General features: G+C 67.7%; 11 protein-coding genes. 6 read left to right on the plus strand and 5 right to left on the minus strand.

Annotation, left to right across the window (positions count from 1 at the left end):
* Nucleotides 1-14 precede the first annotated feature (14 nt).
* The 4 genes from EZ313_RS01425 to EZ313_RS01440 form a co-directional block, all read right to left on the minus strand.
* Complete coding sequence (locus EZ313_RS01425) at nucleotides 15-1,295, minus strand: TRAP transporter large permease (RefSeq protein WP_135261443.1); 1,281 nt, start codon at nucleotides 1,293-1,295, stop codon at nucleotides 15-17.
* Nucleotides 1,292-1,843 (minus strand): TRAP transporter small permease, encoded by a 552-nt coding sequence (locus EZ313_RS01430; RefSeq protein WP_135261444.1) that lies wholly within the window; start codon nucleotides 1,841-1,843, stop codon nucleotides 1,292-1,294. The genes EZ313_RS01425 and EZ313_RS01430 overlap by 4 nt, the downstream gene beginning before the upstream one ends.
* 82 nt (nucleotides 1,844-1,925) lie before the next feature.
* Entirely contained in the window at nucleotides 1,926-2,600 is a 675-nt protein-coding gene (locus tag EZ313_RS01435) for a TetR/AcrR family transcriptional regulator (protein WP_135261445.1), read from the minus strand.
* A 142-nt stretch (nucleotides 2,601-2,742) separates the two neighbouring features.
* Nucleotides 2,743-4,869 carry an outer membrane protein assembly factor BamB family protein gene (locus tag EZ313_RS01440; protein WP_135261446.1) on the minus strand — a complete coding sequence of 709 codons (2,127 nt, stop codon included), beginning with the start codon at nucleotides 4,867-4,869 and terminating at the stop codon, nucleotides 2,743-2,745.
* A gap of 282 nt (nucleotides 4,870-5,151) precedes the next feature.
* Here EZ313_RS01440 and EZ313_RS01445 point away from each other — a divergent pair, with 282 nt between their 5' ends.
* Nucleotides 5,152-6,162 (plus strand): TRAP transporter substrate-binding protein, encoded by a 1,011-nt coding sequence (locus EZ313_RS01445; protein ID WP_135261447.1) that lies wholly within the window; start codon nucleotides 5,152-5,154, stop codon nucleotides 6,160-6,162.
* A 37-nt stretch (nucleotides 6,163-6,199) separates the two neighbouring features.
* Here the strand turns inward: EZ313_RS01445 and EZ313_RS01450 are convergent, their stop codons facing one another.
* Complete coding sequence (locus EZ313_RS01450) at nucleotides 6,200-6,988, minus strand: IclR family transcriptional regulator (protein ID WP_135261448.1); 789 nt, start codon at nucleotides 6,986-6,988, stop codon at nucleotides 6,200-6,202.
* 210 nt (nucleotides 6,989-7,198) lie between these two features.
* Here EZ313_RS01450 and EZ313_RS01455 point away from each other — a divergent pair, with 210 nt between their 5' ends.
* From EZ313_RS01455 to gspG, 5 genes are read left to right on the plus strand one after another with little or no spacing between them, the layout of a single operon-like run.
* Nucleotides 7,199-8,680: an aldehyde dehydrogenase gene (locus EZ313_RS01455; RefSeq protein WP_135261449.1), complete on the plus strand. Its 1,482-nt coding sequence runs from the start codon at nucleotides 7,199-7,201 to the stop codon at nucleotides 8,678-8,680.
* A gap of 28 nt (nucleotides 8,681-8,708) precedes the next feature.
* On the plus strand, nucleotides 8,709-9,914 hold the full coding sequence (locus EZ313_RS01460) for a CaiB/BaiF CoA transferase family protein (RefSeq protein ID WP_135261450.1): 1,206 nt from the start codon (nucleotides 8,709-8,711) through the stop codon (nucleotides 9,912-9,914).
* Nucleotides 9,911-10,738, plus strand: coding sequence for a citryl-CoA lyase (locus EZ313_RS01465; protein ID WP_135261451.1), 828 nt, complete (start codon nucleotides 9,911-9,913; stop codon nucleotides 10,736-10,738). Before EZ313_RS01460 ends, EZ313_RS01465 begins: the two co-directional genes overlap by 4 nt.
* 41 nt (nucleotides 10,739-10,779) lie before the next feature.
* Nucleotides 10,780-12,540 carry a thiamine pyrophosphate-binding protein gene (locus tag EZ313_RS01470; RefSeq protein WP_135261452.1) on the plus strand — a complete coding sequence of 587 codons (1,761 nt, stop codon included), beginning with the start codon at nucleotides 10,780-10,782 and terminating at the stop codon, nucleotides 12,538-12,540.
* 4 nt (nucleotides 12,541-12,544) lie between these two features.
* The gene (gene gspG / locus EZ313_RS01475) at nucleotides 12,545-12,952 is read left to right on the plus strand and encodes a type II secretion system major pseudopilin GspG (protein ID WP_240788495.1); all 408 of its coding nucleotides are present in this window, start codon (nucleotides 12,545-12,547) and stop codon (nucleotides 12,950-12,952) included.
* Nucleotide 12,953: the final 1 nt, after the last annotated feature.

Genomic DNA, 12,953 nt, shown 5'->3' on the forward strand with positions numbered 1-12,953 from the left:
CTCCTGTTGAAGGATCAGTTGTAGAGCCAGCGCGCCGGAACCATCACGAGGCTGGGGAACAGCACCATCAGGAACATCACCGCGAACTGGGCCAGCATGAAGGGCCACACGCCGCGCGTGACCTCGTCCATGCTCATCTTTCCGACGCCGGCCGTCGTGCTGAGGATGGTGCCGACCGGCGGGGTGATCAGGCCGATGGAGTTGTTGATCATGAACAGCACGCCGAAATAGACCGGGTCGATGCCGGCCGCCTTGATCAGCGGCATCAGCACCGGCGTCAGGATCAGGATGGTGGGCGTCATGTCCATCGCCGTGCCGACCAGGATGGTCAGGACCATGATCGCGATCAGCAGCATCGTCGGCTGGTCCAGCAGCGGCTTGAGCAGCTTGACGACTTCGGCGGGCACGTTGGCCACCGTGATCATCCAGGCCGAGACCAAGGAGGCCGCCACCAGGAACATGATGACCGCCGTGGTCTGCGCCGCGGCCACGAAGATGCCGTACAGCTGCTTCACGTGCAGCTCGCGGTAGACCACCATGGAGACGAACAGCGCGTAGACGGCCGCGACCACTGCCGCTTCCGTTGGCGTGAACACGCCGAACTTCAGGCCGACGATGACGATGACGGGCAGGCCGAGCGCCAGGGTGGCGTCCTTCAGTGCGACCAGCAGGTCCTGCCTGGTGGCGCGCGGCGGCGGTTCGATCTTCTGCCGGCGCACCATGAAGAACCACGTCACCCACAAGGCGGCGCCCAGCAGGATGCCGGGGAAGATGCCCGCCAGGAACAGCTTGGAGATGGACACGTTGGCGGCGACGCCGAACACGACGAAGCCGATGCTCGGCGGGATGATCGGCCCCATGACCGCGGCGGCCGACAGCAGTCCGGCCGAACGGGCCTTGTCGTAGCCCGCCTTGTTCATCATCGGCAGCAGCAGCGCGGCGAGGGCCGCCGCATCGGCCACGGCCGAACCGGACAGCGCCGACATCAGCGCGGCGGCAATGATGGCGACGTACCCCAGCCCGCCGCGCACGTGGCCCACCAGCGTCATCGCCAGGTGGACGATGCGGCGCGACAGGCTGCCGGTGTTCATGATCTCGCCGGCCAGCATGAAGAAGGGCACGGCGAGCAGCGGAAAGCTGTTGGCGCCTTCGAGCGTGTTCTGCGCCAGGATCTGGGCGTCGAACATGTTCATGTGCCACATCAGCGCGGCGCCGCTCGCGAGCAGCGCGAACGCGATCGGCAGGCCCAGCGCCATCGTGCCGAGCAGGGCGCCCAGGAAGACGGCGATGGTCATCGTGCGGCCCCTCCCACGGTACCGGCTTGCGCGGCGGCCACGTCCTCCTCGGACTCGATCACCGCCACCAGTTCACGATCGCCGAGTTTCCCGGTGACCAGCTTGAAGAAATCGTGCGCGATGACCAGCGCGGCGGCGGCCGCGAACACGACGCCGCTGACGTAGAACCAGGCCATCGAGGCCTGCATCACGGCGCTGGTGCTCCCGAGGTTGATCACCGTCTGCTGCCAGCCGCCCTTGGCCATCATCCAGCACAGGTAGAGCATCAGCAGGTGGGTGGCGCCCAGGCACAGCTTCTTGCCCGCGACCGGCAGCCGCGACACGAGCATGTCGGTGCCCAGGTGGGCGTGGCCGCGCAGCGCGACCACGGCGCCGAGGAACGTCATCCACACGAACAGCCAGCGCGAGAGTTCCTCGGAGATCGTGATGCCCGTGTTGAAGCCGTACCGCAGCACGACGTTCCCGAAAACCATGACCACCATGAGCGCCAGGCACACGACCATGACGAACGAGAACAGTCGACACGCGAGGTCGATCAGCTTTTGCACGGATTTGTCTCCTTGGCGCGATTTTGTACGAACTGGTTAGTCCGAAACTGAGGGAAAACCCGTAGCGGGCCGCCCGGGTCGTCTAGGGCGCGCGCATGTAGCGCACCACCATCTCGATCACGCTGTCGCGGCGGTGCGCGATGTATGCGGCCGAGCGTGTGTCGAGCTTGAAGATCAGGCCGAACGTGTGCCGGTTGGACACGTTGAAGAAGCTGAGCGCCGAGATGGAGGCATGGATGTCGACCGGGTCGAGCCCCGGCCGGAACACGCCCGCCTTCACGCCGCGCTGGTACAGCTGGCGGATGGCGGAGATCGCGGGCACGTTCAGTTCCTGGATGCGCCGGCTCTGCGCGATGTACTGGCCGCGGTTCATGTTCTCCGACATGACGAGCCGGATGTAGTTCTCGTGGTTCAGGTGGTGGTCGAAGGTGAACGCCACCAGCCGGCGCAGCGCCTGCTCGGGCTCGAGGTCCTGCAGGTGCAGTTCTGCCTCGATCTCGCGCACGCGCCGGTACGACTCCTCCAGCACCGCGAGGTACAGGCCCTCCTTGCTGCCGAAGTAGTAGTAGATCATCCGCTTGCTGGTCTGCGTCGCGGCGGCGATCTCGTCGATCCGCGCACCAGCCAGCCCCTTCTCGCCGAACTCGGCGGCCGCCACCTCCAGGATGTTGGCCTTGGTGCGGTCCGGATCGTTCGTGCGGGCAGGCTCCTTCCCCACCACACGGCGTTGCGTTCTTTTTTGTACCAGCTGGTTCATTGCCGCAGTATAGGTGGCAAGATGCCGCCGCTGGAACTGGGCGAGGGGAGTGGCGGCGCAGCGTCGCCCGCGCGCGATGGAACTTCATGTGCAGAAAAAAAGGACGCCGCTTTGCGCGGCGTCCCTTGCCCTCGGGGTGCTCTTAGTAGACGACGATCTTCCCGGTGGGACGCGGGCTGTGGCAGTCGTTGTAGAAGTACTCGCCCGGCTTGTCGAACGTGTACTGACCCGACTGTCCGGGGGCCAGCTTGAAGTTGAACAGGCCTTCGAAGAATTGCGTGGCGCAGTGCGTGTTCACGTTGTTCGCCGGGTTCGTGAAGGTCACGGTCGTACCCGCCGGCACCCGCATCCAGGTGGGCGTCATCCCGTTCACCGCGGTGGACTCCGTCGCGCCCGGCGCACCTGCGGCGGTCTGGACACGCGCCAGGAACACGGTGTTCGGCGTCGGCAGGGCGGCGCCTTCCACGGGGTTGCCGGACACGGGCCGGCGCACCTCGGGAGGCGTGGGCGTGGGAGCCGGCGCGACGGTGCCGCCGACCTTGAACGCCCACAGGTAGTCGCCGCGCGGCGCCGAGTTGCCGTACGGGATGCCCGTGCCGCCGGCGTACACCGCAACGTACTGCTCGCCGTCGATCTCGTAGCTCACCGGGCTGGCGCTGATCGCCGCCCCCGTCTGGAAGCGCCACAGCTCTTCGCCGTTGTGCGCGTCCATCGCGAGCAGGTTGCCGTCGGGCTGGCCGATGAACAGCAGGTCGGACGCGGTGGTCAGGATGCCGTTGCCGTGCGCCAGCGAATACGGCATGCGCTTCTTCCACTTGACCAGGTTGGTGCTGGGGTCGACCGCCACGACGGCGCCCGTCTGGTACTCGCCCGGCGGACGCAGGCCGTTGCTGGACTCGGTGAGCGAGTGCGCCGCGGCGACGTAGCCCATGCCGGTGTACATCAGGCCGGTGCGCTGGCTGAACGACTGGTGATTCCAGTCGGCGCCGCCGCCGTGGCCCGGGATCGAGAGGATCGGCACGTCCCAGTGCGCGTCATAGAGGCAGCCCTTGACGTAGTTGGGCACCGCGCGGTTCGGGTCGCCGGGCACTTCGGTGCCCAGCGGCTGGTCCACCACGCAGGTCTCCGTCCACGCGCCCTGGCGCGGGAGGGGCTGCGTCGGCCAGCTGGCCTGGCGGGCGTCCTGCTTGACCGGCACTTCGTCGATGCCCAGCGGCGCGCTGCCGTCCTTGCGGTCCAGGATGTAGTACATGCCGGACTTCGAACCGTAGACCACCACCTTGCGGTCGCGGCCGTGGATCTTCACGTCCGCCAGCACCGGCGCCATCACGTTGTCCATGTCCCAGATGTCGTGGTGGATGGACTGGAAGTGCCACTTGTACTCGCCGGTCTTCAGGTCGAGGGCGACGATGGAGTTGGCGAACAGGTTCAGGCCCGGCCGGGTGGAGCCGTTCTGCGACGAGCCGCCGCGCGCGTTGCCGAACGTCCAGTACACCATGCCCAGCTCGGGATCGACCGCGGGGTGGATCCAGGGCGTGGCGCCGGTGCGGTTGGCTTCCGCGGCGCCGCCCCAGGTGTCGTAGCCGTACTCGCCCGGGCGCGGAACGCCCCAGAACTTTGTCAGCACCTCGCCGGTGGTGGCGTCGATCGAAAGGGCGGCGCCGCGGCTGCCGTCGTTCGTGCCGACATAGAGGCGCTTGTCGTGATAGACCAGCGCGACCTTCTCCACGTTGCCGACGTAGCTGGGATCGGTGCTCGACGTCGGGTACTGCTTGATCCACTGCACCGCACCGGTGTGGATGTCCAGCGCCACCAGCCGGTTGTCGTTGGCAAGCGTGTAGACCAGGCCCAGGTCCTTCGCCACCGCGGCGCCGCGGCGGGTGATGCCGCCGAACGGGGTGGTCCACTTCCACTTGGTCAGGCCGGTCCGGCCGTCCACCGCGACCAGGTTGCCCAGCGCCGACTCGATGTACAGCACGCCGTCGACGACGACGGTGGTGCTCTGGTTGGTGCCGCTGTTCAGGCCGCCTTCGATCCGGTTCACCCAGGCGCCGCCCAGCTGCTTCACCAGGCCCTTGTTGATCTGGCGCAGCGACGAGTAGTTCTGGTTGCCGAGGTTGCCGCCCACCTTGGGGAAGTCCTGGTCGCCCGCGGTGCAGCAGCTCTGGAGGTCGACCGCGGCCGGCGGCTTGGCCGTCTGCGCGAAAAGGCCGGGCGACGTCAGCACGCCGGCGGAGAGCAGCAGCGCTGCGATGGATCTGAGTTTCATGGGTGTCTCGGCTCCTGTTGATGGTGGACGACGCATCGTTCTATGACACAGAACGGCGTTTCAAAATCGTACCTCAGCCCGGAGTGGCGCGAGGGTGGGTGGAATCCCTGATGACGGGATCGGTCCGATGGTGCGAGACTTAGAACGCCGTTCTGTAGTGCGAAACGCCCCTCCGGGGTTCTTCCCGGTGCACGCGCAGGGGGTGGAGGACGCCGCGCCCGCGGCCGTCGGTTTTTTCTGGGACCAGGAGCCGCGCGCGGCTCGAAACGAAGGAGTCTTGACTTGAAGATCTTGAAAACTGCGCTGGCCGTGACGCTGGCCGCTACCGTGTTCGCGCTGCCGGCGGCCGCGCAGGAAATCCAGGAGCGCACCATCCGCTTCGGCCACCTCAACAACACCGACCACCCGATGAGCATGGGGGCGCGCAAGTTCGCCGAGCTGGTGGGGGCCAAGAGCGGCGGCAAGCTGAAGGTCCAGGAGTTCCCGTCCAACCAGCTGGGCAACGAGATGCAGCAGCAGTCCGCGCTGCAGGGCGGCGTGCAGGAGATGACCGCTCCCGCGCCCACCTCGCTGGCCGGCATCGTCAAGGAATTCGGCCTGCTCGACTTCCCGTTCACGGTGACCAGCTTCAAGCAGGCCGATGAACTGCTGGATGGCCCGCTGGGCAAGGCCCTGCTGGCCAAGCTGCCCGAGAAGGGCCTGGTCGGCCTGACCTTCTTCGACCTGGGTTTCCGCAACGTCACCAACAGCCGCCGCCCGATCACCAAGGCCGAGGACCTGCAGGGCGTGAAGCTGCGCGTGATCCCGAACCCGGTGTTCCTGGACACGTTCAGGACGTTCGGCGCGAACCCGGTCCCGATGCCCTTCGCCGAGCTCTATGGCGCGCTGGAGAGCAAGGCCGTCGACGGCCAGGAGAACCCCTTCTCCGTGATCCTGTCGAACAAGTTCTTCGAAGTGCAGAAGTACCTGAGCGCGACGAATCACGTCTACGCCGCCAACATCATCCTGGTGAGCAAGAAGTTCTGGGACCGCCTCTCGCCCGCCGAACAGAAGATCCTGCAGGACTCCGCGATCGAAGCGCGCGACTACCAGCGCAAGGTCAGCCGCGAGATGGCCGGCAAGGCGCTGTCGGAACTGAAGGCCAAGGGCATGGAGATCAACGAGCTGGCGCCGGCGGAAGTCGCGAAGATGCGTCAGATGGTCAAGCCCATCCACGACAAGTTCGCGAACGAGTACGACCCCGCGCTCGTGAAGACCTTCCGCTCCGAGCTGGAGCGCGTGCAAAAGCTCTGATGACCGGGCAGCCCGCGGCGCATGCGCGCCGCGGCGCTCAGCCGGCGTTCAACCTCGACCTGGAATGATTTCCCGTCGAAGCGCCCCTTGGCGGGGCCTTGCCCTTGCCGGCAGGCTTGTTCCAGCCGGCGAATTCGGGCGCGTCGGGATTGCCGCCGAAGGTGCGGGTGAGCGCCTGCGCATGCTTGAACAGCGCCGGCACGATCCTTTTTTCCCCCAGCGCCTCGATCCGGTACAGCGGGCCCGAAACGTTCAACGCGCCGACCAGGCGGTTGTCGTGGCCGAACACAGGCGCGGCGAAAGCCGCGATCTCCGGATCGCGCTCGCCGAAGGACGACGCGAACATCGCATCGCGGATCCGCTCATAGCGCTCGCCGCGCACGCCGCTGAAGGCGCGCAGCAGGTGGCCGGCGGCCCCGTGCGTCAGCGGCAGTCGGTCGCCTTCGTGGACGGAGTCGCGAACGGTGCGCGCGGCGTCCACCCGGTGCAGCACGATCCGGTGCTCGCCGTCGACGATGTAGAAGGAAGCGCCTTCCTGCAGTTCCTCGACGATGCTGCGCAGCACGGGCGGCACGATCTCGGAGGTGCGGAAGTGCCGCTGGTACAGCGAGCCGAGGTACAGGACCTTGGAGCCGAGCCGGTAGCTGCCGTCCTCGGTGCGCAGGACGTAGCCGAAGCGTTCCAGCGATTTCGCAAGGCGCAACACCGTGCTCTTGTACAGCCCGGTGCGCTTGGAGAGCTCCGCGAGCGTGATCTTCTCGTCGGTCAGCGCGTCCAGGATCGACAGGGCCCGATCCACCGCGGCGACACCGCCTTCATCGCTCATAAGTTCACCTCCATCAGCGAGTTTATCAGCGCTCTTCCGGGCGCTTTTCCGCGGCGGAAAGGACCTTACGCAGGCGCCATCCGCAGGCCCCGATCCGGGCTAACCCGAATCTACGTTTTTTAGAACACTGTTATGCTGTACGGAACGAAAGGGCCGCAGGTACGCCGCGGTTCCGCGGTCCCGCCCAGCCCCATTCCTCTCGCTCCAGCCATGGCCAGCCTCACACGTTTCGACCATTTCATCGACGGCGCCGGCGTGCCGCCCGCCTCGGGCGAGTACCTCCCGAGCGAGGACCCGTTCACCGGCGAGGTCTGGGCCGAAGTGGCGCGCGGAAACGCCGCCGACGCGGAGCGCGCCGTCGAAGCGGCGTCCCGCGCCTTCGAGTCGGGGCCGTGGCCCGCCCTCACGCCCTCCGAGCGGGGCCGCCTGCTGTGGAAGCTGGGCGATGTGATCACCGCGAACGCCGACCGGCTGGCCGCTGTCGAACAGCGTGACAACGGCAAGCTGGCGGCCGAAGTCGTCGCGCAGGTTCGCTACATGGCGGACTACTTCCGCTACTACGCCGGCCTGGCCGACAAGGTGCAGAGCTCGGTGATCCCGACCGACAAGAAGGGCGTGTTCGCGTACACCAGGTACGAGGCCAAGGGCGTGGTGGCCATCATCACGCCCTGGAACTCGCCGCTCACGCTCACCAGCTGGAAGCTCGCACCTGCCCTTGCGGCCGGCTGCACCGCCGTCGTCAAGCCGTCCGAGTTCACCTCGGGCTCGATGGTGGAGTTCGCCAGGCTGTTCGAGCAGGCGGGCTTTCCGAAAGGCGTGGTCAACGTGGTGACCGGCCTCGGCCCGGAAGTCGGCGAGGCGCTCGTGCTGCATCCCAAGGTGCCCCACATCGGCTTCACCGGGGGCACCGCCGCGGGCAAGAAGATCTACGAGATGGCGGCGCGCAACCTCAAGACCGTCACGCTGGAGCTGGGCGGCAAGTCGCCCAACATCGTCTTCGACGACGCCGACCTCGACCAGGCCGTCAAGGGCGTGGTCTCCGGCATCTTCGCGGCGTCGGGCCAGAGCTGCCAGGCCGGCTCGCGCCTGCTGGTGCAGGAGAGCATCCACGACAAGTTCATCGCCAGGCTGCTGGAGTTCATGCGCGGCGTGAAGCTGGGCGATCCCAGGCAGGCCGACACGCAGGTCGGCCCCATCGCCACGCGGCCGCAGTTCGAGAAGATCATGGGCTACATCGAGATCGCGCAGCGCGAAGGCGCACGGTGCGTGCTCGGTGGCCGCAGCCGCCCTGATCTCGGCGCCGGCCAGTTCGTCGAGCCGACCATCCTCACCGGCGTGCGCAACGACATGCGCATAGCCCAGGAGGAGGTGTTCGGGCCGGTGCTGGCCGTCATTCCGTTCAAGGACGAGGCCGACGCCATCCGCATCGGCAACGACACGCTGTTCGGCCTGGCTGCCGCGGTGTGGACGCGCGACCTGCGCCGCGCGATGCTGATGACGGACAAGCTCAAGGCCGGCACGGTCTGGGTCAACAACTACCGCGCCACCAGCTTCACGTCGCCATTCGGCGGCTACAAGCAATCGGGCATCGGCCGCGAGTCCGGCACCGAGACGATCAAGGAATACCTGGACACCAAGTGCGTGTGGATGTCGTCGGACCTGGACGTGCCCAATCCGTTCATCCGCCGCTGATCGATAAACAAGGGAAGGGTCGCCAACAATGAACAACAAGGCGCTCGAGGGGATCCGCGTCCTCGATCTCACCAACGTGCTGGCAGGTCCGCTCTGCGCGTACCAGCTGGCGCTGCTCGGTGCGGACGTGATCAAGGTGGAGGTTCCGGACTCCGGCGACCTCGCCCGCCAGCTGGGCAGCGACCCGGCTCTGAACGCAGCACGGATGGGCGCGTCGTTCCTGGCGCAGAACGGCGGCAAGCGGTCCATCACGCTGAACCTGAAGCTCGAAGCGGGGCAGACCGTGCTGCGGCGGCTGGTCGCTTCGGCCGACGTGCTGGTCGAGAACTTCCGGCCGGGCGTCATGGAACGCCTGGGCCTGTCATACGAGGAGCTGCGCAAGGAGAACCCTTCGCTCGTCTACTGCGCGATCACCGGCTTCGGCCAGGAAGGCCCGCTGCGCGACGCCCCGGCCTACGACCAGATCATCCAGGGCCTGTCCGGAATGATGAGCGTCACCGGCGACGAGAAATGCGCACCACTGCGCGCCGGCTATCCGGTCGCGGACACGATCAGCGGGATCATGGGCGCCTTCGCGATCACGGCCGCGCTGGTGCGCCGCCAGCGCACGGAGGAGGGCGCCTTCATCGACGTCTCCATGCTCGACTCGGCACTGGTTTCGATGGGCTGGGTGATCTCCAACTACCTGATCGCGGGCACGACGCCGAAGCCGCACGGCAACGACAACTTCACCGCCGCGCCTTCCGGGACGTTCCGCACCGGCGAAGGCCTGCTGAACATCGCCGCCAACAAGCAGGAGCAGTTCGAGAAGCTCGCGCGGCTGGTCGGGCGCCCGGAGCTGATCGAGGACCCGCGTTTCGCCAAGCGCGAGAGCCGCAAGCAGAACCGCGCCGCGCTGAACGCGGAACTGGAATCGGCGCTCGCGGACCACCCGGCTTCGCACTGGGAAAAGCTGCTGGTGTTCCACGGCGTTCCCGCCGGCGCCGTGCTCAGCCTGCCGCAGGCGCTCGGCCTGGAGCAGGTGGCGCTGCGCGGACTGCTGCAGGAGTTCGAACAGGTGCCCGGCGCGGAGCGCTCCATCAAGGTCGCGCGCACCGGGTTCAAGCTGTCCAACGGCGATCCGGATGCGCATGTTCCGCCACCGCGCCTGGGCGAGCACACCGACGAAGTGCTGGCGGGCCTGGGCTACACCGCGGCGGATATCCGCTCGCTCAAGGAGCAGGGCGCGCTATGAGCAAGACGCCCGAGCAGATCGCCCGCGAGGCCTCGGCCTGGTGGACCACGGAGATCGTGGACATCCAGCCGGGCCGCATCGGCATCCGCGGCTACCCGATCGAGCAGCTGATCGGCCGCCTCCGCTTTCCGGAAATGATCTGGCTCATGCTGCGCGGCGAGACCCCGCAGCGGGAGCAGGCCGACCTGCTCGAAGCAGCGCTGGTCGCCGCCGTGGACCATGGGCCGCATGCGCCCTCGATCGCGATCTCGCGCATGGCCGTCACCTGCGGGCTGCCGATCAACGGCGCGATGGCGTCCGCCATCAACGCGCTGGACGACATTCATGGCGGCGCGGGCGAGCAGTGCATGGAGCTGATGCAGCAGGTGGCTGCGGCCGTCGAGGGCCGCGAACCGACGCTCGAACTCGTCGAGCGCGTGCTGGACGAGTACACCGCGGCCCACGGCAAGATCGTTCCCGGCTTCGGCCATCGCTGGCACGGCACCGACCCGCGCGCCGTGCGGCTGCTGCAGCTGGTGCGCGACGCCCAGGCGCGTGGCGTCGTGGACGGCCGATTCGCGACGATCGGCACCCTGGTCGAGGAAGCGCTCGGCCGCCGCAAGGGCACGCGCATCCCGATGAACATCGACGGCGCCACGGCCGTCATCTACCTCGAACTCGGTTTCCCGGCCGGCCTGGGCCGGGGCCTCTTCATCCTCTCCCGCTCCGTCGGCATCCTGGCCCACGCCTGGGAGCAGAAGCAGCAGGGCGGGCGCATCAAGGGGCCGATGCCGCCCAGCGTCCCCTACACCTACACGGGGCCGCAAGCGCGCGACCTGCGCTAGCGCGAAGGCCCGCATCCCCAACCTTCCAGACAGGATCTCTCATGAAAGAACTGATCTCCAAGCAGCTCGTCAGGTACCTGGAGCGTCGCGGCGTCGAGCACGTGTTCGGCCTGTGCGGCCACACCAACATCGCCGTGCTAGCGGCCATGTCGCAGAGCAAGCTCAACTTCGTCAACACGCGGCACGAGCAGATCGCGGCGCACATCGCCGACGGCTACGCGCGCGCGAAGAAGAAGACCGCGGTGATCCTGTCGCACCTGGGCCCCGGGCTGACCAATGCTTCCACCGGTGTGGCCAACGCGGCGCTGGATTCCATTCCCGTGGTCGTGATCGCCGGCGACGTGCCCAGCCACTACTACGGCAAGCACCCTCACCAGGAGGTGAACCTGCATTCCGACGCGGCGCAGTCGGAGATCTACCGCCCGTTCGTCAAGCGCGTGTGGCGCGTCGAGCGGCCGGACCTGTTCCCCGAGATCCTGCAGAAGGCCTTCCAGCTGGCCGAGAGCGGCCGGCCCGGCCCGGTGCTGGTCTCGGTGCCCATGGACATCTTCTCGATGGAGATCGACACCGCGCTGTTCGACCGCCTCTCGCACCACACCACGCAGCTGCAGAAGCCCTCGATCGACGACGAGACGGCCGAGAAGATCGTGCGCAAGCTGGTGGAAGCGCGCAACCCCGTCGTGTACGCCGGCGGCGGCGTGATCCTGGCCGATGCCGCCGACGAACTGCGCCAGCTGGTCGACCACCTCTCACTGCCGGTGGCGCACAGCCTGATGGGCAAGGGCGTGCTGCCCGACGACCACCAGCTGACCCTGGGCATGACCGGCTTCTGGGGCACGAAGTTCGTGAACGAGAAGTGCCGCACCGCCGACTGGATCTTCGGCGTGGGCACGCGCTTCGCCGAGGCCGACTGCAGCTCCTGGGAGGCCGAGTACACGTTCAGCATGCCGCCGAGCAAGCTGATCCACATCGACATCGACCCGGCCGAGATCGGACGCAACTTCCCGGTGGAGATCGGCGTGGTCAGCGACCTGAAGCAGGCGCTGATCGTCCTGAATCGCGTCGCGCGCCGCCTGTTCCCGAACGGCCGCACGAACGATGCCCTGCGTGATCAGATCGGCGCGTACCGCCGCGATTTCCAGAAGGGCAACGCCGCGCACATCGCGAACGAGGCGTATCCGATGCGCCCCGAGCGCATCCTGTCGACCGTGCGCGAGGTGCTGCCGCGCGACGCGATCATCACCACCGACGTGGGCTGGAACAAGAACGGGGTGGGCCAGCAGTTCCCGATCTACACGCCCGGCAGCATCCTCACGCCCGGCGGCTTCGCCACCATGGGCTTCGGCGCGCCGGCCGCCATCGGCGCCAAGCTGGCCTGCCCCGACCGCGTCGTCGTGGCTTTGGTGGGCGACGGCGGCTTCGGCCAGAACCCCGCGGTGCTCGCCACCGCCGCCGAGCAGGACGTCGCGGTGATCTGGATCGTGATGAACAACAACGCCTACGGAACCATCGCCGGCCTGGAGATGGCGCACTACGGCACGGCGTTCGGCACGGTCTTCCGCCGCGGCGGCGAGCCCTATCACGTCGACTTCGCCGCGATCGCCCGCGCCTACGGCGTCGACGGCGTGAAGATCGGCTCGGCCGCGGACTTCAAGCCCGCTCTGGAAAAAGCCATCGCGTCGCGCAAGGCCTGCGTGATCGACGTGGCCATGATGAACGAGCCGGTGCCCACCGCCGGCCACTGGAACATCAATGACATCTATTCGCCCGGCCGCAAGGTCTCGCACGTGGCCGTCGCGTAACGGCATGCGCCGCCGGGGCTTCACGCTGCTGGAGCTGCTGGTCGTGATGGTGATCATCGGCCTGCTGGCCGCGTACGTGGCGCCGCGCTACTTCTCTCAGGTGGGCCGGTCCGAGGTGCGCAGCGCGCAGGCGCAGATCGCCGCGCTGCGCAGCGCGCTCGACGCCTACCGGCTCGACGTCGGCAGCTATCCGACCACGGAGCAGGGCCTCGCGGCACTGACCACGCGGCCGTCGAACTCGGCGCGCTGGAACGGGCCTTACCTGCAGCGGTCGGCGCCGCCGGACCCGTGGGGCCGTCCCTACCAGTACCGCTCGCCCGGCGAGCACGGCGACTTCGACCTGCTCTCGCTGGGCAAGGACGGCCAGCCCGGGGGCTCGGCGGAGGCCGCCGACATCACCAGCTGGCAGTAGC

It is taken from the genome of Ramlibacter henchirensis, assembly GCF_004682015.1.
GTDB classification, from domain to species: Bacteria; Pseudomonadota; Gammaproteobacteria; order Burkholderiales; family Burkholderiaceae_C; genus Ramlibacter; species Ramlibacter henchirensis.

Bases quoted from the DNA above. Each gene is read 5' to 3' on its own strand.
- gspG (WP_240788495.1), top strand. From the start codon at position 12,545: ATGCGCCGCCGGGGCTTCACGCTGCTGGAGCTGCTGGTCGTGATGGTG.
- EZ313_RS01435 (WP_135261445.1), bottom strand. From the start codon at position 2,600: ATGAACCAGCTGGTACAAAAAAGAACGCAACGCCGTGTGGTGGGGAAG.
- EZ313_RS01460 (WP_135261450.1), top strand. From the start codon at position 8,709: ATGAACAACAAGGCGCTCGAGGGGATCCGCGTCCTCGATCTCACCAAC.
- EZ313_RS01425 (WP_135261443.1), bottom strand. From the start codon at position 1,295: ATGACCATCGCCGTCTTCCTGGGCGCCCTGCTCGGCACGATGGCGCTG.
- EZ313_RS01465 (WP_135261451.1), top strand. From the start codon at position 9,911: ATGAGCAAGACGCCCGAGCAGATCGCCCGCGAGGCCTCGGCCTGGTGG.
- EZ313_RS01450 (WP_135261448.1), bottom strand. From the start codon at position 6,988: ATGAGCGATGAAGGCGGTGTCGCCGCGGTGGATCGGGCCCTGTCGATC.
- EZ313_RS01470 (WP_135261452.1), top strand. From the start codon at position 10,780: ATGAAAGAACTGATCTCCAAGCAGCTCGTCAGGTACCTGGAGCGTCGC.
- EZ313_RS01455 (WP_135261449.1), top strand. From the start codon at position 7,199: ATGGCCAGCCTCACACGTTTCGACCATTTCATCGACGGCGCCGGCGTG.
- EZ313_RS01440 (WP_135261446.1), bottom strand. From the start codon at position 4,869: ATGAAACTCAGATCCATCGCAGCGCTGCTGCTCTCCGCCGGCGTGCTG.